20 protein-coding genes are annotated in these 22439 nt (G+C 34.1%); 7 read left to right on the top strand and 13 right to left on the bottom strand.

The window, feature by feature from the left end; genetic code table 11:
• Window positions 1-915: 915 nt before the first annotated feature.
• Window positions 916-2142: an ABC transporter permease gene (locus tag DR980_RS14995; protein WP_113637660.1), complete on the bottom strand. Its 1227-nt coding sequence runs from the start codon at window positions 2140-2142 to the stop codon at window positions 916-918.
• Window positions 2143-2254: 112 nt separating this feature from the next.
• Here DR980_RS14995 and DR980_RS15000 point away from each other — a divergent pair, with 112 nt between their 5' ends.
• Window positions 2255-3472, top strand: a complete 1218-nt coding sequence (locus DR980_RS15000; RefSeq protein ID WP_113637662.1) for an exo-beta-N-acetylmuramidase NamZ family protein — start codon at window positions 2255-2257, stop codon at window positions 3470-3472.
• Window positions 3473-3514: 42 nt separating this feature from the next.
• Here the strand turns inward: DR980_RS15000 and DR980_RS15005 are convergent, their stop codons facing one another.
• Window positions 3515-4009, bottom strand: coding sequence for a YkgJ family cysteine cluster protein (locus tag DR980_RS15005; RefSeq protein WP_113637664.1), 495 nt, complete (start codon window positions 4007-4009; stop codon window positions 3515-3517).
• A gap of 73 nt (window positions 4010-4082) precedes the next feature.
• Between DR980_RS15005 and DR980_RS15010 the strand changes: the two genes are divergently transcribed.
• Window positions 4083-4799, top strand: a complete 717-nt coding sequence (locus DR980_RS15010; protein WP_113637666.1) for a class I SAM-dependent methyltransferase — start codon at window positions 4083-4085, stop codon at window positions 4797-4799.
• Window positions 4800-4815: 16 nt separating this feature from the next.
• Entirely contained in the window at window positions 4816-5358 is a 543-nt protein-coding gene (locus DR980_RS15015; protein WP_113637669.1) for a YfiT family bacillithiol transferase, read from the top strand.
• Window positions 5359-5425: 67 nt separating this feature from the next.
• On the opposite strand, the gene DR980_RS15020 is transcribed toward DR980_RS15015, so the two are convergent.
• The 7 genes from DR980_RS15020 to DR980_RS15055 all read right to left on the bottom strand — a co-directional run bounded on the left by DR980_RS15020 (window position 5426) and on the right by DR980_RS15055 (window position 11993).
• Window positions 5426-6058, bottom strand: a complete 633-nt coding sequence (locus DR980_RS15020) for a 7-carboxy-7-deazaguanine synthase QueE (RefSeq protein WP_113637671.1) — start codon at window positions 6056-6058, stop codon at window positions 5426-5428.
• Between the two features lie 202 nt (window positions 6059-6260).
• Entirely contained in the window at window positions 6261-7940 is a 1680-nt protein-coding gene (locus DR980_RS15025) for a tetratricopeptide repeat protein (RefSeq protein WP_317047948.1), read from the bottom strand.
• Window positions 7941-7950: 10 nt separating this feature from the next.
• Entirely contained in the window at window positions 7951-8871 is a 921-nt protein-coding gene (locus DR980_RS15030; RefSeq protein ID WP_113637673.1) for a PstS family phosphate ABC transporter substrate-binding protein, read from the bottom strand.
• A gap of 233 nt (window positions 8872-9104) precedes the next feature.
• Complete coding sequence (locus DR980_RS15040) at window positions 9105-9905, bottom strand: energy transducer TonB (protein WP_113637677.1); 801 nt, start codon at window positions 9903-9905, stop codon at window positions 9105-9107.
• A 36-nt stretch (window positions 9906-9941) separates the two neighbouring features.
• Window positions 9942-10508 (bottom strand): ExbD/TolR family protein, encoded by a 567-nt coding sequence (locus tag DR980_RS15045; RefSeq protein WP_113637680.1) that lies wholly within the window; start codon window positions 10506-10508, stop codon window positions 9942-9944.
• An 18-nt stretch (window positions 10509-10526) separates the two neighbouring features.
• On the bottom strand, window positions 10527-11138 hold the full coding sequence (locus tag DR980_RS15050) for an ExbD/TolR family protein (protein WP_113637682.1): 612 nt from the start codon (window positions 11136-11138) through the stop codon (window positions 10527-10529).
• A gap of 36 nt (window positions 11139-11174) precedes the next feature.
• On the bottom strand, window positions 11175-11993 hold the full coding sequence (locus tag DR980_RS15055) for a MotA/TolQ/ExbB proton channel family protein (protein WP_113637684.1): 819 nt from the start codon (window positions 11991-11993) through the stop codon (window positions 11175-11177).
• A 374-nt stretch (window positions 11994-12367) separates the two neighbouring features.
• Between DR980_RS15055 and DR980_RS15060 the strand changes: the two genes are divergently transcribed.
• The gene (locus DR980_RS15060; RefSeq protein WP_113637685.1) at window positions 12368-13888 is read left to right on the top strand and encodes a helicase HerA-like domain-containing protein; all 1521 of its coding nucleotides are present in this window, start codon (window positions 12368-12370) and stop codon (window positions 13886-13888) included.
• Window positions 13889-13896: 8 nt separating this feature from the next.
• The gene (locus tag DR980_RS15065) at window positions 13897-14259 is read left to right on the top strand and encodes a cupin domain-containing protein (protein ID WP_113637687.1); all 363 of its coding nucleotides are present in this window, start codon (window positions 13897-13899) and stop codon (window positions 14257-14259) included.
• A 54-nt stretch (window positions 14260-14313) separates the two neighbouring features.
• Here DR980_RS15065 and DR980_RS15070 read toward each other — a convergent pair whose 3' ends face one another.
• Window positions 14314-15651, bottom strand: coding sequence for an FAD-dependent oxidoreductase (locus DR980_RS15070; RefSeq protein ID WP_113637689.1), 1338 nt, complete (start codon window positions 15649-15651; stop codon window positions 14314-14316).
• A gap of 62 nt (window positions 15652-15713) precedes the next feature.
• Window positions 15714-18104: a penicillin acylase family protein gene (locus DR980_RS15075; protein ID WP_113637691.1), complete on the bottom strand. Its 2391-nt coding sequence runs from the start codon at window positions 18102-18104 to the stop codon at window positions 15714-15716.
• Window positions 18105-18280: 176 nt separating this feature from the next.
• Between DR980_RS15075 and DR980_RS15080 the strand changes: the two genes are divergently transcribed.
• On the top strand, window positions 18281-18922 hold the full coding sequence (locus tag DR980_RS15080; RefSeq protein WP_113637693.1) for a flavin reductase family protein: 642 nt from the start codon (window positions 18281-18283) through the stop codon (window positions 18920-18922).
• A gap of 3 nt (window positions 18923-18925) precedes the next feature.
• Window positions 18926-20458: a cryptochrome/photolyase family protein gene (locus DR980_RS15085; protein WP_113637695.1), complete on the top strand. Its 1533-nt coding sequence runs from the start codon at window positions 18926-18928 to the stop codon at window positions 20456-20458.
• Between the two features lie 77 nt (window positions 20459-20535).
• Here DR980_RS15085 and DR980_RS15090 read toward each other — a convergent pair whose 3' ends face one another.
• A complete protein-coding gene (locus DR980_RS15090; RefSeq protein ID WP_113637754.1) occupies window positions 20536-20967 on the bottom strand; it encodes a YMGG-like glycine zipper-containing protein in 432 nt (143 codons plus the stop codon).
• Window positions 20968-21056: 89 nt separating this feature from the next.
• Window positions 21057-22355, bottom strand: coding sequence for a kynureninase (gene kynU, locus DR980_RS15095; protein WP_113637697.1), 1299 nt, complete (start codon window positions 22353-22355; stop codon window positions 21057-21059).
• Between the last annotated feature and the right edge of the window lie 84 nt (window positions 22356-22439).

Here is a 22439-nt window from a genome sequence, read left to right on the forward strand (position 1 = left end):
TTGTTTTTCTCTTCGTTTGAGCCACATAATGTCTCTCTGGAAGCGGGTGCAAAAGTACAACTTTCTTTTTAACTGGCAAGAAAAATTTGAAGTTTTTTTAAGATAAATTTTATCTCGTTTGCTTCTCTTTTCTTATCAATCTATCAAGGAACTTTGCGCGTTTTGCGGGGTGCAAATGTAACATCCGTTTTCTAATCTCACAAGCTTTTTGAAATCTTTTTTAGAAAATATTTTTTCTGTTTTGATTAACTTTACTTGCCAGTATTTGAAAGAACGTCTGCGTCATTGCGGGTGCAAAACTAGCACCTTTATTGCGTTATTCAAGCTTTTTTAAACCTTTTTTTTGATGTTTTCTTAACTTAAACTTTAAATCGCTGAAACAGTGAATTTTGAAAGTAAATTATTTTACTCTCCCCGACCCTCTCCGAAGGAAAAGATGAATTTGTGTGTAAAAATGGCAGTTTCTATAATCTTAAGCAGTTTAATAGCGACTTGATTTACCCATACAATCTTGTTCAATTTATAATTTGTTGCCTATTTCTTGGTTCGTCTCTTCGGATCTTCTCCTATAAAAAGCTTGCCTTGCCTATTTTCTATGGAGAAAAAACTGTTGAATCAATAAAATGACTTTATCCCGTCCTATATATAAGAACATAGCTTTTCTAATTTCTGCTATATATATCTGGTTACTGGATTTTTGTTGGTATCAGTTCTTATGCTCTTGATTAAACTGAATATTTTAATTATTCGAGGATCGCGTTAGGGATAGCAGTGAAAAGCCCGCAGCCCCGTTGAGTCTCAAACTCAACGGGACGAGGACTTGTAGCGGATAGCCCGACTTATTAATACAAAAAGGCGATTATCTTTTTTTGATAATCGCCTTTTTGTATTAATAAGGAACGCTCGAAAGATAAACTAATCGAAACGGATGGCTTTGACCGGTGAAATTTTGGTTATGATATAGGAAGGAATTAGTAATATCAAGAAACAAACGGTCACCGTGAGCATATTCAACAACAGTATATAGCCCCAATTTAGATAAACTGGCGCTTGATTGACGTAATAGTTCTCAGGAGGAAGTTGAATAATACCGAATTGTTGTTGGATTAACAATAACGAGATACCTATTAGATTCCCCCAAAACAGCCCTCTAACTATAAGATAAAAGGCGTTATAAAGAAATATTTTTCGCACTGACCAATTATTAGCTCCCAACGCTTTTAGAATCCCAATCATTTGTGTTCGCTCCAGGATAAGTACCAATAGCGCTACTACCATATTGATAGTGGCAACTAGAATCATTACTACTAATATAACAATGATATTGAAATCGAATAATTGCAACCACTCGAATATATAACTGTATTTTTCTATTATAGTTTTGGAATCTAATGTTGATGCTGTTTGCGCATAAACCTGTTCTCCTGTAGATTCTATAGTATTAAAATCATCTACAAATACTTCGAAAGCTCCGATTTGGTCTGGAGCCCATTTATTGATGCGCTGCATGTGGCGAATGTCTCCTATTATATAAGTAGCGTCAAATTCTTGAAAGCCTGAATTGAAAATTCCAACAACATCAAAATTCCTCAAGTTATACCCTTTCTCTTTCATGAAGAAAGTATTGAATGCATCACCCACTTTTAAATTCAGTCTGTTTGCAATAAACTGAGAAATCACAACTTCTTCGTTTAAATCTCCTTTGCCATTTGGAATTCTTCCTTGAACAATGTACTCCTTTATATTATCCCACTTATAATCATTTCCCACTCCTTTGAAAATAATTCCTTCAAAAGCGGTTTCGGTTCTAATAATTCCAGCTTTACTGGCGATTGCTTGTATATGTTCCACTCCGGGAACCGATGCAAACTTTGGATAAAAATCCTGTTTCTTAGAAATTGGAACCAACGTGACCTCGGATTGATTGTTGTCGTAATTGGAAATAATAATGTGTCCGTTGAAAGCCGAGACTTTTTCTCGAATTTTTTGCTGTAGTCCAATTCCTGTCGCCACTGAAACAATCATCATAATCATACCAATGGCAATTGCCGAGATTGCAATTTTTATAATTGGAGCAGATATGCTACTTTTATAATCTTTAGCAGTAATGAGTCGTTTGGCTATGAAATATTCTAAATTCAATTTGATTACTTTTCTAATTTGGATTTGCTTCGCCAGTTTGCGTTGCTAAAGCCAAAAATACAGCTAAAACACGAATTACACTAATTGGCCTTAATTTTATTTGAACCTATATATGAATCCAATTTTCAAAATAACGCTTCGTTTTATTTTTCTAACAATCATTTCGACTTCCTGCTCTGCCAGAAAAACAGATTCAGAAAGAAATACAACAAACGATTTAGAACAAATTACTAAAAATCCAAAAACAGAAATCATAACAGGAGCAGATAATTACGCCAATTATTTACATTTATTAAAGAATCAAAAAATTGGAATTGTGACCAATCAGACTGGAATTCTCTCCAATAAAACACATTTAGTAGATTTTCTAATAGAAAAAAATATTGATATCCAAAAAATATTTGCTCCCGAACATGGTTTTCGCGGAACTGCTGATGCGGGCGAACATGTTGTTGATGGAAAGGATTCCAAAACAGGACTGCGCATCATTTCACTTTATGGTGACAACAAAAAACCGAAACCGGAACAATTAGCTGGAATTGACATCATGGTATTTGATTTGCAAGATGTGGGTGCGAGATTTTACACTTATATTTCTTCGCTACATTATATAATGGAAGCCTGTGCCGAAAATAAGATTCCGCTTTTAATTCTTGACCGACCAAATCCGAACGGAAGTATTGTAGACGGTCCAATTCTTGAGCGAGAGTTTAGCAGTTTTGTAGGTATGCATCCAATTCCTTTGCTTCACGGAATGACAATTGGCGAATATGCACAAATGATAAATGGCGAGAAATGGCTAAAGAATAAAATTCAATGCAAATTGATCGTTATTCCCTGTGTAAATTACAATCGAAAAATGGATTATAGTTTACCTGCAAAGCCTTCACCGAATCTTCCGAATGATCAAGCCGTGAATCTTTATGCGAGTTTATGCCTTTTTGAAGGTACGAATGTAAGTGTGGGGCGAGGAACTGAGAAGCAATTTCAGATTTATGGCTCTCCTTATTTACCTAAAAGTGATTTTAGTTTTATTCCAAAACCAAATTTTGGTGCACAAAATCCTGTTTATAATGGAGTACTTTGTTATGGCGAAGATTTGTCAACACATTCAAGACTGAATCAACTCGAATTGAAATGGATAATTAAGGCTTATCAAACCACAATGGACAAATCAAAATTCTTCAATCCTTTTTTCACCAAACTTGCAGGAACCAAAAAATTACAACAGCAAATAGAAGCGGGAACTTCAGAAGATAAAATCAGAGAAAGTTGGAAGAAAGAATTAATTGAGTTCCAGGAAATGAGATCGCAATATTTGATATACTAAAAAAGAATAAAGAAACAAGAAGCAAAGCTTGCCATAAATTATTTATAAAGGTAACTTCTTCTTCATTTCCTCAACAATATTAAAAGCTGCAGGACAAATAGCAACATTTTTTAGCGTTAAGTCCGTAATTTGTTGAAACTTTTTTCTATCCGTATGTGGAAATTCTCTGCATGCTTTTGGACGAACATCATAAATCATACACGCATTTTCATTATCCAGAAATGTACACGGTACACTTTGCAAAACATAATCTCTGTCTTCATCAATGCGAAGATATTGTTCAATAAACTGTTGTGATTTTTGTCTAAGATATTTTGAAACACGTTCAATATCTGCATCCGTAAATAAAGGACCTGTTGTTTTACAACAATTAGCACATTTTAAACAATCTGTTTTCTTAAATTCAGCATCATGTAAATCTTGCATCACATAATCTAGATTCTTTGGTGTATTCTTTTTCAGCTTATTGAAATACTTTTTATTTTCGATATGCTTATCTTTGGCTTCTTTAGGAAGATTGTTTAAAATATGTTTCAAGTTTAAAATTTAAAGTTGGAACGACAAAAGTAGCAAACTTGAATCCTGAAACCTTAAACTTTAAACAAAAAAGATGAAAGACCTTTTTGGCAAAGCCATACTTGATTTTCAAACTAATAATTTACCAGAAGATTTAATCACGGAAACCTCGATTTCTGAAGAAGATGAAATGAGCGTTGAATATTTATTTCGTTCGTATGCCGAAATGCCAAAACTAGAGCAAAAAGCTTTACAACTTGCAAATGGAAAAGTTCTGGATGTAGGATGTGGCGCAGGAAGCCATAGTTTGTATTTACAAAACGAAAGAAATCTTGATGTTCATTCGATTGATATTTCTAAAAATGCAATTGAAACCTGTCATCTCCGAGGGTTAAAAAATGCTCAAGTTAAAAACATTCTTGAAATGGACTCTGACAATCCTGAAAATAGATTTGATACTATTTTAATATTAATGAATGGAACAGGTATTTTTGGAACTTTAAAAGACACCACTAAGTTTTTACAGAAACTAAGAAGCTTGCTAAATCCAAAAGGACAAATTCTTATTGATTCTTCGGATATCATTTATATGTTTGATAATGATGAAGATGGTGGAAAATGGATTCCAAGTAACGGATATTACGGTGAATTGACTTTTACAATACGTTATAAAAATGAAAAAGAAGACGAATTCCCTTGGCTGTATTTAGATTATAACACCTTACAAAATGCGGCTTTCGCCAATGGATTACAAAGCGAGTTAATTCTTGAAGGAGAACATTATGATTATTTGGCGAAGCTTTCAATTTAAAAGAATACATTTTAGCATGGAAAATACAGCATCAGAAAAATTACGTTATCCTATTGGAAAATTTATCGCCCCAGAAATCTATTCAAATGATTATCTCAATACTAAAATAACAGAAATCGCCAGTTTCTCAGAACGATTAAAAAAGGAAGTGGTTTCGCTAAACGAAGAACAACTCAACACGCCATACCGAGAAAACGGCTGGACTGTTCGCCAAGTTATTCATCATTGCGCCGATAGTCACATGAATTGTTTCATCAGAATCAAATGGGCACTGACTGAAGATAAACCAACAATAAAATTCTATCACGAAGAACTTTGGTCAGAATTACATGATAACTTAACAATGCCCATTCAACCTAGTCTTTCTTTCCTGGAAGGATTACACTTTCGTTTAGTATATTTAATGAATAGTTTATCTCAAGCAGACTTGGAAAAAACCTTTATTCATCCTGAAAATAACAAAGAATATAAAATTAAAGAGGTAATAGGAACTTATGCTTGGCATGGAAACCATCACTTAGCACATATCACAGAATTGAAAAAACTAAAAGGTTGGTAATTGAGCACTTAAACAATCTTTTCTAAATGTAGAAAATGCCAAATACAGTTCGTATTTGGCATTTTTTTTAAGGAATATTCAAATATTTATGGGTTTGTAAAGAAACACGCCATTTTGGATTGTTCATGACATAATCTACAATTAGCGGTGTCATTTCTTCTTTTTTACTCCATTCTGGCTGAAGGAATAAAATAGCATTTGGATTTACTTTTTCAGCCTGTTCTTCGGCAAAAATAAAATCATGCTTATTATAAATGATTACTTTCAACTCGTGCGCATTATCATAAACTGTTTCTGTTGGAAGTTTATTTTTCTTTGGAGACAGACAAATCCAATCCCAAATTCCCGTCAACGGATATGCTCCAGAAGTTTCAATATGAACTTTTCTATTATTCTGTTTTAGCTTTTGCGTCAGCAAAGTCATATCCCACATCAATGGCTCACCACCAGTAACAACAACTGTTTCTGAATATTGACTAGCATTAGAAACAATTTGTTCAACACTAGTTGGCGGGTGCAATTCTGCATTCCAACTTTCTTTAACATCGCACCAATGGCAACCTACATCACATCCACCAATTCTAATAAAATATGCGGCTGTCCCTGTATGAAAACCTTCGCCTTGGATGGTATAGAATTCCTCCATCAATGGTAGCATAGCGCCTTTATTAACTTCTAACTGTATTTCTTTTGATAGCATTCTTTAATTTTGAAGTGCAAAGATAGTTAATTTGAAAAGGAGTCAATTTGAAAACAGTTACTAATGTGATAAACTTTGAAATCGGAATAAAGACTCTTAAACTAATAAACAAATTCAAAATAAATTTATCTGCTTATAAGGTATAAAAAAACCGATAGCCTTTAGACTATCGGTTTTAAATACTAAGAAATTTAAAAATAAATTACTTTAAAATTTTTAACGACTCATTAGCATAGCTATTAGCTGGATCAAGTGCTAATGTTTTTTTGAAATACTCAATAGCTTTTGCCTTATCTGTATTTGCAAAACTTGCCGCCATATTGTTATACGATTCGATGAATTTAGTTTTAACTGCAGGTTTAGCTAATTCTTCAGCTCCTAACGCAGTAGTTTTTGAAACATAATCTTCATAGTTCTTAACCATTACATCATCTTTTTCAAGTAATCTATTAGTTCTTGCTTTGTATAAGTATGCCTCTAAATATGTAGGAGATGCAACTAATACTTTGTCAAACGCAGCATCAGCTTTTTGTAAAGCTACAGCGTCAACCTTTGCCCCTTTTTCTTTATTAATATTAGCATAATAATTTGCTAAACCATAATATACATTATCATCAAGAAAACTTGTAGAATCTGGTGTATTTGCACCAAATTCAAATATAGCAGCGGATTCGATGTATAATTTTTGAGTGAACAATTGTTTACCAACTTCACTTAATTCCTGAACTGCCAAAGGCTCCATCTCGATTGCCTTTTTTATATCAACAAGACCTGAACTGAAAGCTGTTGGATCAATCGACAAACCATCAGCACTTGTTCCTTTTTTAATTTTAGTTAGACCAAGATATAAATAATCTAATGCTATTGCTTTGTTTCCTGGAGAAGTAATAAAAGTTTCTAATGACTTAATAGCAACATCTACATTACCATTTTTGTAAGCAGCGTAACCTAAGTAACGGTAGATTCGAGGATTAACTTTATCCAATTCAATCATTTTATTAGCTTCTGCTTCTAGAGCAACATAATCCTCAATCAAAATAAGAAAATCAGCACGACGCATTCTTGAATTTATAGAATAATCCGTCAATGACATGTATTTATCATAGTGACCTAATGCAATTTTATAATTAGCTGCAGCTTGAGATGGCTTGTTACGTGCTATTTTATAGTAGGTTTCAGCTAATTCTCTATATACTGGACCATAATTAGGATTGATAGCAATTACTTCATTGTAAGCTTTTGAAGCTTCATCATACGATTTAGCACCTTTCAACAAAACACCTAGTTGCATTTTAGCTCTAAGTAAAGTACTATCTAATTGAAAAGCACTTCTGTAAGCGATATACGCCTCATTTTGTTTTCCATCACCATAATAAGCGTCTCCCAATGCAAGTTGTAATTGTGCATCCTGAGAATTATTAATTGCTGCTCGAGTTAGTATTGCAATAGCGCTTTTATAATCCGGCTTATTTGCATTCATATATGCTCTAGCGATGTAAACAAATTCTTGTACATCTTTCTTTTTCATGTCTTTTGATGCCAATGCAAACTTAGCTTGAGCGCCAGTAATATCATTTTTATCTAAGTCCATTTGGCCTAAACCAATATAATTTAGTTTTGCTCCATCAGAAGCGTTTAATCCTTCTTGGAAATAAATCTTAGCAGAATCTTCTACACTTTGAGTAAGATAAACATTTCCTAGAGTAAAATAAGCAGTACCATTTGAAGGTTTTGCTTTTATAATTGATTTTAAAATTGTTTTTGCACTTTCAAATTGTTCTGCATCAATTGCTTTTTTTGCTTGATTTATATCTTGTGCTTGTGTCGTAAAAGCTGAAGCCAATAAGGCTACACTAAAAGTTGTAAATTTATTCATTTTCATTGTAGTTAATTTATTTTTCATCATTTTTTGCCCCGGTAATAATAAATTTCCTTCCAGGAATACGTACGGGTAAAAGTCCCGATTTTAATATTATTCTTTGTCCAATATCTCCAGCAACAAATGAAGCAAACCCCATTCCTAATCCAGAGTATCCTTGACAATTTATTATATACAAATCGCGTGCCAAAGGGTATTTCTTTTCAGCAATATCATTTTGAGAAGGGAGATAATAAGAATCGTCCTTTAGTCCTTTGACATGCAAAACATTTAGCTCTTTAACATATTTTTGCATATTTGGTGAAGCCTGAGATAGCCAATTAACCCCTACAACGCCTATCAGCCCATCATTTTGAGAAATATGTTTTATAACTTCCTCATTTGTTTTAAACGAAAAAATACCTTTATTGCGAACTTCTTTAATGTCTGCCAAATCATTCAAATAACGTAATGTACTGGAATTTAAATTGTCAAAAACAAGACCTTTTATTGGTGGAACATCCTTGCCTTGCATGAAATCAACAACATCTTTCAAAGCTATCAACGTATCATTGTTTCTTTTATTAGATACAAAAGCTATAGCGTCAATTGCGAAAGGAGTTATCTTAGGTGTAATCTTTCTTTGCTTAAAAACATTAAGTTCTTCTTCGGTCAAATTTCTAGATAATATGGCTACTCCTCCTTTATCATTAAACAATGAATTAATAGTCTCCGACTCTGATTTTGATATCAGCGTAATTTTTGCATCATATTTACTTTCAAAAACCGCCACTTGGTCATCAATGATTGGTTTTAAAGTTTCATCTACATAAATAGAAATTGCTCCTTTTAAAATAGTTTCTTCTTCTTTATCACTGTTCTTTTCATTACATGAAAAAACTAGTAGTGCTGAAATTAATAGTAGCAAAGCTGGTAGTTTAGAGGTAATTTTCATAATTTAATAGTAGTTATCATTAATAATTCTAAAGAATCGAAAGGATGCATATAAAATCAAAATGATCCCAAAAACTACTCTATAGACCTGTCCCATTTCTAAAGGGAAATTCTTCATAAATATTATAAAAAGACCTAGAACAAAATATAGTAAAAAAAAGAAAATTCCTAAAACAAGAAGAAATCGCTCTCTAAGCGATTTCTTCTTAATATTGTTAAGTAATTTCTTCAACATTATTCAGCTGATTGAATAGTAATTGGTAAAGAATAAAGAACCCTTACCGGTTTACCATTTTGAATACCTGGAGACCATTTAGGTGATTTTTTCAAAACTCGTATCGCTTCTTTTCCAGTTCCATATCCAATATCTCTAATAACTTTGATATCAGTTAATGAACCATCTTTTTCAACAACAAAAGTAACATAAACTTTACCTTTTAATCCATCTTCTTCTGGAGTTTGATAATTATCTCCAACAAATTTATAAAACTTATTGATACCACCCGGAAAATCAGGTTTAACCTCAATACCAGCGGTGTTGTAGATTTGGTTATCAGGAGCTTCTTCGACTACTGCTGCCTTTCCAGTACCTACAGGTTCTACAGTCAAAATAGCATCCGGATCACCTTTTATAGTTTCAGCTCCAACCTTCTTGTCTTTAATTTCGACAATTTTTGGTGGCTCCTCAGTAACTTCCTCCGCTTTGGCTACAACCGGTTTCACAAACTTCACTTGATCTACTTTAGGTGGCGGCGGTGGCGGTGGTGGAACGTTCAATTTAGGCTTTTCTTCTTTTGGGGGCAATTTAATAGCAGTGATTTTAATATCTCTATCAATTTCCTGCTCTTCACCTTCAGGCAATAAGTTTATGATAAGCGGAGCGGCCACAGCAATACTAAAAAATATTGCACCAATTATAAGTGCTTTAATAGTAGTTTTTCTGTTTGACTGTCTTAATTGATAAGCTCCATAAACCTTATTACGCCCTTCGAATACGATATCAAGCCATTGGTTTTTTAATATGTCTAATTTCATTTTTCTTAATTATTAGGTTATTAGGAAACAAGATTATTACTGCTTTCCTTCTAACAATTTTTGTTCTTCAGGAGAATATTCAGGAACTATGGCGTAATTACCAAAATCTCCTACCCCAACAATTGCCATTTCATCAAGTATGTCAACTAAATTCTTGTAATTAGATTTTTTACTAGGCTTGATGATTACAATTAACCCATTCTTAGGTTTTCCTAATGCTGCAGAATAAGCTAAAACTGATCTTTGTCTAGACAAAAGTTCTTTACGTATACCATCTTTTCCAAAAGCAATATCTTTCGGACCTGCAATTGGCGCATTTAACAATCCGACATAATAAACCAACTTATCATCTTTACCTAACAAAATTGTCATAGTACGATTCTCGTCAACTTTCATGTCAACATTGTCCTTGTTTGGATCTTTATCTGGCAACGCCAAACTCATCGATTGAGGTTTAGACAAAGTGGTAGTCAACATAAAAAATGTAATCAATAAAAAAGCTAAATCAACCATAGCAGTTAAATCTACCTTAGCATTTGATTTTTTACTTCTTACTTTCCCACCTTTTTTGCCTCCACCGTCACCGGTATTTAATTCAGCCATTTTAGTGTATTTTTTTTATTAAAAATCTTTTCCTCTCAAACCAGTAACCAAACTAAAGCTATTGATTTTTTGCTCTTGTAAAATATCCATAACTTTTCTAATAGCTGGATACTCTTCTTTTGCATCTCCTTTAATAGCGACTTGCAATTCCTTGTCATTTATTTCTATATTCGCTATACGCGCATTATAGATCCACTCTTTTAATTGATTGTCAAGCGAATCAATTGGAATACCAGGCTGACCTGCTTTACTCCTATCGGCTGCTTTCATATCAATAATTTGTTTCAAATTAAGAAGTGGCACACCAAAATCATCCATCATTGAAAAAGTTGCCTTATCACTATCTGAAAAATTCACATTGTATTTCTCACCCATTAACTCTAACGTTCTCATACGAACTTCTCTGCCTTTCAAATCAAAAAACACTTTTCCTTTACCTACAGTTAAAGTAGCTAAATCCGTTTCAGGCAATTTAGTCTGAACTGTTGATGTAGGTGTATCTACAGGAAGTGCTTCTGGTATCTTGGCTGTTGAAGTCATTACAAAGAAAGTAAGCAAAAGGAATGCGACATCACACATAGCGGTCATATCTGTAGAGCCCGGATTTTTATTTATTTTTATTTTAGCCATTCTTTTTGTTTTTTATTTGATATAACATCAACAAGATTATTGCTTTAAACTCCCTCTAAATCTTCTGTAAGAGTTCACAATTGAAACCGCAGCCTCATCGATTGAGTAAGTCAAATCATCTATTTTAGAAGTAAAGAAATTATAAGAGATAATTGCTACAGCTGAAGTTCCAATACCAGTTGCAGTATTAATCAATGCTTCAGAAATACCAGCTGCAAGTGCCGCTTGATCAGGAGTACCAGCCGCTGCTAATGCACCAAACGCTTTAATCATACCCGCTACTGTTCCTAACAATCCAACAAGAGTTCCTAAAGAAACTAATGAAGAGATAATAGTCATATTTTTTTGCAACATTGGCATTTCAAGTGAAGTTGCCTCTTCAATTTCTTTGTGAATAGTCTCTGCTGCTTCCTCACTATTAAATCCTTCTTTTTTCACTGCTTGATATTTTACCAATGCAGATTTAATTGCGTTAGCAACAGATCCTTGCTGTTTGTCACACGAAACTATAGCTTCATCAATCTCTCCTGCTTTAATACTCGCTTGTATTTTTGCCATAAAAACATCTAATTTAGTCTTACCAGCTGCTTTTGAAATCACAAAAAATCTTTCTATAGAAAAAACAAGAACCATTAATAACATTCCAAGTAACACTGGAACTACTGCACCTCCATGATAAACCTGCCCTAAAGTATTCAATGGAGTCCCTGTTTCTATGTTACCTCCCTCAAAGTTCGCAGGATTCCCCATCACGAATTTCCAAATCACCACACCAACACCAATACAGGCAGCAATAATCAATCCTGAAACCATTCCTCCTCCGTTTGCTGTTTTTTCTTTTTTAACGTTTGCCATTTTTTTTTTAATTTTAATAGTTTTAAATAAATTATCTTAGTTATATTAAACTTGTAGTGGAGCAAATTTATATTTTTAGTTCAAATAAAAAAACTTTTTTTTATTTTATTATAATTAAATTTATTTCAAAAACATATTTACCGTTTGTTAGTTTCCATTTATATCAATAAACGCAAACAAATAGGTTATATTATACAAAATACCATATTTTTTTAAGAAAAATTAACACAATATTTCAAAAACAAGCTATTTAGCAGGAAAACTATTATTTTGTGATATTAACAATAAAAAAGCAGGAAAACTGCGGTATGCACTAAAATTGTTGATTTTATAAAAATATAATATCTTGCATGTGATTTAAATCTAAAATTATTATGAGCAAAAAAGAAGATTTTACTAAGCATATCTCTGAAGGATACAGTTCTAAAGGAGAAAGCATTATTCTGGGTGGCGCAATATTAGACGGCGAGGCTTTGCCAGATGCATTTATAAAAGTGCCTTTGAAAACCTTAAACCGACATGGCTTGATAGCTGGAGCTACCGGAACTGGAAAAACAAAAACCATTCAAGTCCTTTCTGAACAGTTATCAAGTTTTGGTATTCCAGTTTTAATGATGGATATCAAAGGTGATTTTAGCGGTATCGCAAAAGAAGGCGAAGAAAAACCATTTATAACGGAACGTCACGCTAAAATCAACATTCCTTACTCCACAGCCAGTTTTCCGGTTGAAATCTTAACTTTGTCTGAACAAAACGGAGTCCGTCTTCGTGCAACAATATCAGAGTTTGGACCTGTATTATTTTCCAGAATTCTAAATTTGAACGATACTCAATCCGGTGTAGTTTCTGTTATTTTTAAATATTGTGATGACAATAAAATGCCTTTATTGGATTTAAAGGACATCAAAAAAGTAATCAATTACATTACTGAAGAAGGGAAAGGCGAAATTGAAGAACATTATGGGAAAATTTCAACTTCTACTACTGGAACTATTCTCAGAAAAATAATTGAACTCGAACAACAAGGAGCTGATTTGTTTTTTGGAGAAATGTCCTTTGACGTTGAGGATTTAATGCGAATTGATGAAAATGGAAAAGGCTATATCAACATTCTTCGACTGACTGACATTCAAGACAAACCTAAGTTATTCTCGACTTTTATGTTGAGTTTATTGGCTGAAATCTACCAGCAAATGCCTGAAAAAGGAGATTCAGATCAACCAGAATTAGTGATTTTTATTGATGAAGCGCATTTGATATTCAACGAAGCCAGCAAAACTTTATTAGAACAAATAGAAACTATCGTAAAGTTGATTCGCTCTAAAGGGATTGGAATTTACTTTATCACACAAAACCCGATGGACATCCCAAGTGGCGTATTGGCCCAATTAGGTTTAAAAATCCAACATGCTTTAAGAGCTTTTACAGCCAATGACCGAAAAGCCATTAAGCAAACTGCTGACAATTACCCTACATCTGATTATTACAAAACCGATGAAATCCTGACCAGCCTTGGAATTGGAGAAGCTCTCGTTACTGCATTAAACGAAAAAGGAATTCCTACGCCACTTGCAGCAACAATGATGCGTGCCCCAATGAGCCGAATGGATATATTGACCGAAAGCGAAATTCAGGAAATCAACAACAAATCTAAATTAGTAAAAAAATACAGCGAACTGATTGATCGCGAAAGTGCCTATGAGATGTTAAATAAAAAAATTGCCGTTGTCGAAGAGAAAATAAACGAACAAGAGCAAAAACAGGAACCTCAAAAGCAACAAAACCAAGGACCAAGTACTGCGAGTGTAGTAGGGAAATCTGTTTTGAAAGTGCTGACAAGCGCCACTTTTATAAGAGGTGCTTTTGGTGTATTAACTAAAATGTTTAAAAAATAAAATCAGTTATGAAAAAATATTTTGTTCAAACCACTCCTTTCGTTGTTCCCACTACCGATGGAAAACTAATCGAGGAACACCACGGTATGGCGTCTACAAATAATGCAGAAATTTCCATAGCACACATGATAGCTCCTCCTGAATGGAGTGAACCATTTCAAACTCCTGAATTTGATGAGTACACCTATATTATTAAAGGTAAAAAACAATTTATAATTGACGATGAAATTATCGTACTGGAAGCGGGGCAATCCATACAAATCGAGAAGAATACACGGGTTCAATATTCCAATCCTTTTGACGAACCTTGTGAATATATTGCGATTTGCAAACCAGCTTTCGATTTTACTAAAGTACATCGCGAGGAATAAGCAATAATACACGGAAAACGTTATTGATCTATAAAACTAGCAACTTCTGAATATTTATCCCAAAAGCTCTAGGATTTTATTTTCAACAGCTTCTGAATCCCATATTTCAGTAATGTTTTCCATTTTCAAGACTTCTTCCATAATTGCATTTTGATAATCTCCTATCGCTAAAGCTTCTGCATACGGACGGTCACTAAAAGTAACGCGACTGTATAATGGAATCCATTTTTCAGGATGCTTATCTGAAAATGACTTTTCAATTTTCTTTTGCAAAAGGAAATTTTCATCAGCTGTCTTGGAACTCATTTCTAAAAAATTACGATACGAAAGTTCCGCAATCGCATCCGCATTTGGTTTGCGTGATTTTTGATATTCCGAGAAAATCGATTTCCAGTTGTCACCGTATTTCTCCATCATTTCATAAAGCACTGAAATATCTTCAAAACCCGCATTCATTCCCTGACCATAAAAAGGTACAATTGCGTGGCTGGCATCGCCAATAAGCGCGATTTTATCTTCATAAGTCCATGGATAACATTTCATTGTTACTAATGTACTTGTAGGATTCTTAAAGAAATCTTCCGCAAGTTTTGGAATTACATCAATAGTATCTGGTAAGTTTTTTTCGAAAAAAGCCTCCACTAATTTTATATCATTTAATGATGCAAAAGAATTTTCTCCTTCAAACGGCATAAACAAAGTACAAGTAAAACTTCCATCTAAATTGGGTAACGCAATCAACATATATTCGCCACGAGGCCAAATGTGAAATGAATTTTTATCTAATTTATGTGTTCCGTCAGCATTTGCAGGAATATTTAATTCCTTGTAACCAATAGGCAAGAATTCCTGCGAATAATCAAACATACTTTGGCGTTGCATGCGGTGACGAATTCTCGAAAAAGCACCGTCAGCGCCAAAAACCATATCGTATTTTTTATCTTCCCAAGCACCACGTTCTGTTTCACCAATATGAAGGGTTGCGTCATCAAGTGAAACATCCCATATTTTTTGTTCAAAAAAGAATTCTGCTCCGGCAGCTTCCGCCAAATCAATCATTTTCCTATTCAAAATTCCTCTTGAAATAGAATAAATCGATTCCCCTTCCTGACCGTAATTTTGAAAATTGAGTTTATCAACCAAATGGATCGCTCGTTTTTCCATAGGAATAGCAATTTTACGAACCTCGTTTCCTATTCCTACTCCATCCAAAGCTTTCCATCCGCGATTGGACATCGCTAAATTAATAGAACGACCAGAAAATTGTATTTTTCGGATATCAGGACTTCTATCGTAAACATGAACCGTATGACCCGCTTTACGAAGATAAATAGCCAATAAAGATCCAACTAATCCTGAACCTACAACCGCTATTTTTATGGGAGTTTGCATTATTTTTTTATAAAAAGTTAAGCAAAATTACTGATTTATTATTTTAGGCTCTTTAAAAAGAATCATTTTTTACGGGGAATAAAAACCAATTTTGTTGAAGTTCTAACAATTTCCTCTTTATTGAGCATCATTCGCCTGAATTTACCGGCATTATACAACTCTGCCTGATCGCTATAATGTGCACTCAACGGATTCCCGGATTGTCCCGTTGGCAATATACTCCAGCTGTTTTCTATATCTGAAAAATCAATAATTCTTCTTGTGGACGGACCTCCTTTTACGATATAATTACCATCATCAGTAAAATCAAAAAACAGATTATTAATTACTTCGGTAGAACCAGAAACTTCAAAAGGACCAACATTAAAAATACTTCTTAAAGCTGCCACTTTCCCCAACGGATGCTCGTGTTCTACCGTATGCACCTTATTCCAAGTCCAATCCGAAACGGTATTTCCTAATTGTTTTTCTAAAGCTACAATCGATTCTTTAAATGATTTTGAGACGATCTGGCTTCTTGTTTCTTTTTCCTTTTTGGTATTGATGTTATCCCACCAAAGCGATTTTTCATTCGTGATTTGTCTTGCAATAATTTGCTTCATGATGTGCGTTCCTAAAAACATCTTGAAATTTTCAGCACCAAGTTCATCTTCAAATGTGTTTTTTAAGTAATTAAAAATCCATTTGTTATAAATTGTTGGAGCCACATCGCTCAGATTATTAGTTCCTTTCCAATTTTTTAAAACACTAAGAGCTTGTTTTTCGTTTTCAGTAAGGGATTCCTGATCTACATTTGAGATTAAATCTTTCACAACTTTTGGAGCCACAGAAGAAGTATTATCAAAAATCATCTTCCCAACCGCAACCATATCCCAATCTGATTTTGGATTCAATAATTGCGTGATTCTTTTGGCACGATCTTCTGGAAGATAATACCCCGGATACAAAAATCCATCAATTGCTTCTGGCTGATTATTAGCGGAATATACATAATTCCATCTAGGATTCACCGCCGAAGGATTTTTGGAGAAATCCAGATATTGGTCAATATCATCCTTTCCACTGGCACCATCGAGAATAAAATTAGGATTAACTCCTTCCTTATGCTTGTATAATTTTCCAGTTGCCCACCAAGCGACATTTCCTTTGGCATCACCATACATTACATTCAATCCTGGCGCTGCAATTAGTGAAACTCCTTTCTGAAAATCTGATTTATTTTTAGCGTGTGAAAGCGCATATACCGCATCAAGAATTTGAATGGGTTGTTGCGTATAAATCCAAGACATCGCAACAGGTTTGTCTTGCTGTAAACCATCTATCAAATCGTTCATAACAGGTCCATGTCGAGTAGTTTTCACTTTCAAAACCACGTTAGATGAATCTTTTACTTTAATTATTTTCTCCCGAATTTCATACGCACTAAAACCAGTTGGGGTCTTATATTCATTGGCATTAGCCGGATTATTCTGCTCTTGGTACAAATCAATATCATCATTTTCAAACATGGTCAAACCATACGCATAATCTCTGTTGTGTCCCAATAACGGATACGGAGTCCCTGCTAAATAACACCCGTACAATTCGAAATCCGGAGTAACAATATGCGCTTCGTACCAAGTTCCCGGTTGCGAAAACCCAATATGTGGATCATTTGCAAAAATAACTTTTCCGTTTTTCGTTTTCTTTGGAGCAATAACCCAACTGTTACTTCCGATAAAAGGCGATACTGGCGACTGATCTAAAAGCGACGCTACTGATTTTGAAATAGCAGCATATTCCTGTGGCCTGTCTTTGGCATTTTTAATTTTCGTAGTATTGAAGGAACCATCAATTCCAAAATCCTTCAAATATTCCATTCCATATTTGTTTCGAACATCGGTCAACAACGGATCTGATTTTTGAGCCATTGCAAAACTAAAAGACATGTATCCAAAAATATTATAAACATCTTTAACGGTAAACTTCTCTTTTTTGACGCCGACTAAACTGAACTCTATTGGTCTAGTTCCTTCATCCATGTATTGATTGATTCCATCCAAGTAAGCCATAGTCAATTGATAACTTGGACTGTTTTTATCTAAACTTGCAATCGCTTTAGCGGAAGCTTCTTCGATTCCCAATCCAGCAAAGAATTTATCATTTTTCAATGCCACTGAACCAAAAATTTCCGATAATCTACCTGGAGCAATACGACGCATCAATTCCATTTGCCACAATCTGTCTTGTGCATGCACATAACCCAAGGCTACCATGGCATCTTTTGAAGTAGTCGCATAAATATGAGGAACACCAAATTCATCGAAATAAACTGTAGTTTCTTTTTGAATGTTTTTCAAGCGCAACTTGCCTTCGTATTTTGGTTTTAAGTAATAACCATAAACAAGCATTGCTACCGCTAAAACGATTACTAACGAAAGTAAAACGAGAAGGACTTTTCTAAATATTTTCATCATTGGATAAATTGAAAAACAAATATATAGGATTTGTAAGTTATTTAAAAACTATTTGTTCCAATGTGTTTATTTCAAACTAAATAGAATAAATCATTGCTTAATTTAAAATATTTTGTTTAATTAATTTTATATTTAATTAAACAAAAGTATATTTGTTTCAAATATGACTAAATATGAAACACATTTCAAGAGACGATATTTCTCAAATGGAAAAAATCGAAAGATTAAATTTAATCAATTCCTGCACTGGTTATAAATCAGCTAATTTGCTTGCTACAAAATCCTTGAAAGGAAAATCTAATGTTGCTATTTTTAGCAGCGTAACGCATCTTGGAAGCAATCCTGCCATGATTGGATTCATAATGCGTCCTACAACTGTTCCAAGAGATACATATAAAAACATCAAAGACACCGGATATTTTACAGTAAATCACATTACGGTTGACATGATTGAAGATGCGCACCACACCTCTGCAAATTATGAACTGGGGATTTCCGAATTTGATAAAACTAATCTGGAAGAAGAATATAAAAATGACATAGAAATTCCATTTGTAAAAGGAAGTCCGGTACAGTTGTATTGCAAATACGTAAACGAATATTACATCAAGGAAAATGATACGATTCATGTAATTGCGTCAATCGAAAATTTATTTTTTGAGGAAGAATTAGAACATAAAGATGGCTGGTTACAAATTGACCGAGGCAATGTTGTGGCATTAAATGGTCTTGATGGGTATTGTTTACCCAAATTAGTGGATCGTTTTCAATATGCCCGAAAGGAAATTCCAACCACTTCCTTTTTTAAAAAATAATAAATGAAAAAACTGCGCTTAATCCTTGGCGATCAATTGAATTCAGAACATTCTTGGTTTCGTGAATGTGATAAAGATACTATTTATCTTCTGGCAGAAATGCGTCAGGAAACGGATTATGTAAAGCACCACATCCAAAAAGTAGTGGCATTTTTCATCTCAATCCGGAATTTTTACACAGCAATAAAAGAAAATGGACATCAAGCAGTCTATTTTCAAATTACCAATGTTGAGAATCCACAAGATTTAGAAAAAATCATTTCCATTTGTATCGAAAAATATAACATAGAAAAATTTGAATATCAATTACCCGACGAATACCGACTGGACCAACAACTAAAAATGATTTGTTCCAATTTAAAAATTGCATCTGAAGCTTTTGACTCCGAACATTTTTACACCAAACGTCACGAACTTTCTGATTTTTTTGAAGGAAAGAAGTTATTGCTGATGGAGAATTTTTACAGGAACATGCGAAAAAAACATCATGTTTTGATGGATGGAAGCACTCCGTTGGGCAACCAATGGAATTTTGATGCTGATAATCGCAAAAAATATAAAGGTGAAGTTCCGGTTCCGTCAGAAAAGAATTTTCATACCAATGTTTCAGAAGTTGTTGCACAAATAGTAGAAGCAGGAATCGTGACTTTTGGGAACATCGATCCAGATAATTTCAGTTGGCCTACTTCGCGTGAACAATCGTTGGAGGTTTTAGATTATTTCTGTAAAAATCTGTTGAAACATTTTGGTGATTATGAAGATGCGATGCACACCGATGAAAAATTCCTTTTTCATTCTCGTTTGTCATTTGCCATGAATAGTAAAATGCTTTCGCCAAAAGAAGTAATCGAGACCGTTATTTCTTTTTATCATGCCAATGAAATGGATATAACTATCTCACAAGTCGAAGGATTCGTAAGACAAATTTTAGGTTGGCGCGAATACATTCGGGGAATATATTGGAAAGAGATGCCCAATTATGCCCAAATGAATGTCTTGGAAAATACAAATAAATTACCAGATTTTTTTTGGACTGGTAAAACCAAAATGAATTGCATGAGCCACGCTATCAATCAAAGTTTAGACGAAGCTTATGCGCATCATATTCAGCGACTGATGGTAATTGGAAATTTTACATTACTAACGCAGATTCATCCTGACGAAGTAGACGCATGGTATTTAGGGGTATATATTGATGCCATTGAATGGGTCGAAATGCCCAACACCCGCGGAATGTCACAATATGCAGATGGCGGAATAATTGCCACCAAACCGTATGTTTCCTCCGGAAGTTATATCAATAAAATGAGTAATAATTGTGCCAAATGCCATTATAAAGTGAAAGAAAAATTTGGTGATAACGCCTGTCCCTTTAATACTTTATATTGGAATTTCCTGGATGAGAAAAAAGAATATTTCAAAGGAAACCAACGAATGGGAATGATGCTGAATTTATTAAAGAAAATAAATCCAGAAGAATTATATCAAATCAAAGTTAAGGCAAATGAAATCATCACCAATATGGATTCGTATTAAACCCAAAATTTTCCATAAAAAAAGAGTGTTTAAATTCTATTATGAACTTAAACACTCTTGTTTATTTACTGGTAAATCTAATTCTTTTTGCTTCCGTCTATAATTGCTCCGGTCCCGGCTCCAATTCCTGCACCTGCAACACCACCAATAATAGCACCTTGTACTTTTTTCTTACTGATAATTGCTCCTGTTGCAGCACCTACACCAGCTCCAATGACAGCACCTTTTGCAGTACTACTCCAGCCTTTTCTTTGCGTGGTAGTATTTGTTGTAGTCGTTGTAGTCGAAGGTGATTGCTTGTTTACAACAACAACTTCTTTTTGCGTTTCAATTCTAGCAGCTTCAATTTTGACCATTTCTTGTTTCATAGAGTCAATTACTCTTTGCTTTTCCATTTCAACTTTCATGGAATCTACCGTTGCTACTTTAGCGTTTTCAATTTCCATTTTTCCTTGGTTCTGACAAGAAACAATAAGTATAGCTACTAATATAAAATATAATGCTTTCATAATTTGAATGTTTTCAATTTCTAATACTACAAAGAAACGCTTAAACTTGTAAATTGCACTTATGTAATTCAATTAATAATTTATATAATTTAAAGATTCGCTTTGTCCAAAATTCCTGCTTTCAGAATCTGACCAAACTCGTACATATCCTCATACGATGTGTATAAAGGAACTGGTGCTAAACGGATAACATTGGGTTCACGCCAATCCGTTATAACGCCATTTTTCATCAAATAATCAAACAAACTGCGTCCTTCCCCATGGAGTAAGACTGATAATTGAGACGCTCTTTCCGATGGATTTGACGGTGTAATAATTTCGAAACTACTAGCGACTTCTTTGTCTATTTCGTGCAGAATAAATTCTAAATACGAGGTGATAGTATCTCTTTTTTGGAGTAATGCATCCATCCCTATTTCGTCAAACATGTCTACTGATGCTAAATATGGCGCCAGAGAAAGTACGGGCAGATTACTGATTTGCCAACCATCGGCTCCATGAATAGGATCAAAAGTTGGTTCCATCTTGAAACGACGTTCTTTATTGTGTCCCCACCAACCCGCGAATCTAGGCAACTCCGCATTGTTGTGGTGTTTTTCATGAATAAAACATCCCGAAGCATTTCCCGGACCTGAATTCATGTATTTATAACTGCACCATGCTGCAAAATCCACATTCCAATCGTGCAATTCCAACTTCACATTTCCAGCAGCATGCGCTAAATCCCAACCTACATAAGCTCCCGCTTTATGACCTGCGGCGGTTATGGTTTTCATATCAAATACTTGTCCGGTGTAATAATTGACACCACCAATTAAAACTAAAGCCAACTCGTTACCGACTTCTTCAATTTTTGCCAAAACATCTTCTAAGCGAATGTTGTGTTCGCCTTCGCGACGTTTGATTTCGACAATCGCATCTTCTGGTTTTATCCCGATGCTTCGGGAATGAAAATGAACCTGACTTTGAAACATATATTGATCCGAAGGAAAAGCTTTTTCTTCACAAATAATTTTATATCTGGTCTTTGTTGGTCGGTAAAAAGACACCATCAACAAATGAAGATTCACTGTCAAGGTATTCATTACCGTGACTTCACTTGGAAGTGCACCAACAATTTTACTCAACGGATTTGCAAATCGTTCGTGATAATCCCACCAAGGTTTTTCACTGTAAAAATGTCCTTCAACGGCGAGATTTGCCCAATCATTCATCACCTCATCTACATATGCTTTAGTTCGTTTGGGTTGTAATCCCAATGAATTTCCAGTAAAATAAATCACCTTTTTTCCATTTACCTGCGGAAAGATAAATTCGTCTTGGTATTTATGTAATTGATCTTGTGAATCCAATTTTTTTGCAAATTCAAGGGTATTTTCGAAAGTCATAATATGTATTTTGTTTTGTAAAAGTAGTAAAAAAGGAGCGATAGATAAAAGAGTTTTCACTGATTGGCAACCCATAAAAGAGTT

This window comes from Flavobacterium psychrolimnae, assembly GCF_003312425.1.
Lineage (GTDB): Bacteria > Bacteroidota > Bacteroidia > Flavobacteriales > Flavobacteriaceae > Flavobacterium > Flavobacterium psychrolimnae.

Coding starts and splice junctions, on each gene's coding strand:
- DR980_RS15000 (WP_113637662.1), top strand. CDS start 2,255: ATGAATCCAATTTTCAAAATAACGCTTCGTTTTATTTTTCTAACAATC.
- DR980_RS15010 (WP_113637666.1), top strand. CDS start 4,083: ATGAAAGACCTTTTTGGCAAAGCCATACTTGATTTTCAAACTAATAAT.
- DR980_RS15015 (WP_113637669.1), top strand. CDS start 4,816: ATGGAAAATACAGCATCAGAAAAATTACGTTATCCTATTGGAAAATTT.
- DR980_RS15020 (WP_113637671.1), bottom strand. CDS start 6,058: ATGCTATCAAAAGAAATACAGTTAGAAGTTAATAAAGGCGCTATGCTA.
- DR980_RS15025 (WP_317047948.1), bottom strand. CDS start 7,940: ATGAAAATGAATAAATTTACAACTTTTAGTGTAGCCTTATTGGCTTCA.
- DR980_RS15030 (WP_113637673.1), bottom strand. CDS start 8,871: ATGAAAATTACCTCTAAACTACCAGCTTTGCTACTATTAATTTCAGCA.
- DR980_RS15040 (WP_113637677.1), bottom strand. CDS start 9,905: ATGAAATTAGACATATTAAAAAACCAATGGCTTGATATCGTATTCGAA.
- DR980_RS15045 (WP_113637680.1), bottom strand. CDS start 10,508: ATGGCTGAATTAAATACCGGTGACGGTGGAGGCAAAAAAGGTGGGAAA.
- DR980_RS15050 (WP_113637682.1), bottom strand. CDS start 11,138: ATGGCTAAAATAAAAATAAATAAAAATCCGGGCTCTACAGATATGACC.
- DR980_RS15055 (WP_113637684.1), bottom strand. CDS start 11,993: ATGGCAAACGTTAAAAAAGAAAAAACAGCAAACGGAGGAGGAATGGTT.
- DR980_RS15060 (WP_113637685.1), top strand. CDS start 12,368: ATGAGCAAAAAAGAAGATTTTACTAAGCATATCTCTGAAGGATACAGT.
- DR980_RS15065 (WP_113637687.1), top strand. CDS start 13,897: ATGAAAAAATATTTTGTTCAAACCACTCCTTTCGTTGTTCCCACTACC.
- DR980_RS15070 (WP_113637689.1), bottom strand. CDS start 15,651: ATGCAAACTCCCATAAAAATAGCGGTTGTAGGTTCAGGATTAGTTGGA.
- DR980_RS15075 (WP_113637691.1), bottom strand. CDS start 18,104: ATGAAAATATTTAGAAAAGTCCTTCTCGTTTTACTTTCGTTAGTAATC.
- DR980_RS15080 (WP_113637693.1), top strand. CDS start 18,281: ATGAAACACATTTCAAGAGACGATATTTCTCAAATGGAAAAAATCGAA.
- DR980_RS15085 (WP_113637695.1), top strand. CDS start 18,926: ATGAAAAAACTGCGCTTAATCCTTGGCGATCAATTGAATTCAGAACAT.
- DR980_RS15090 (WP_113637754.1), bottom strand. CDS start 20,967: ATGAAAGCATTATATTTTATATTAGTAGCTATACTTATTGTTTCTTGT.
- kynU (WP_113637697.1), bottom strand. CDS start 22,355: ATGACTTTCGAAAATACCCTTGAATTTGCAAAAAAATTGGATTCACAA.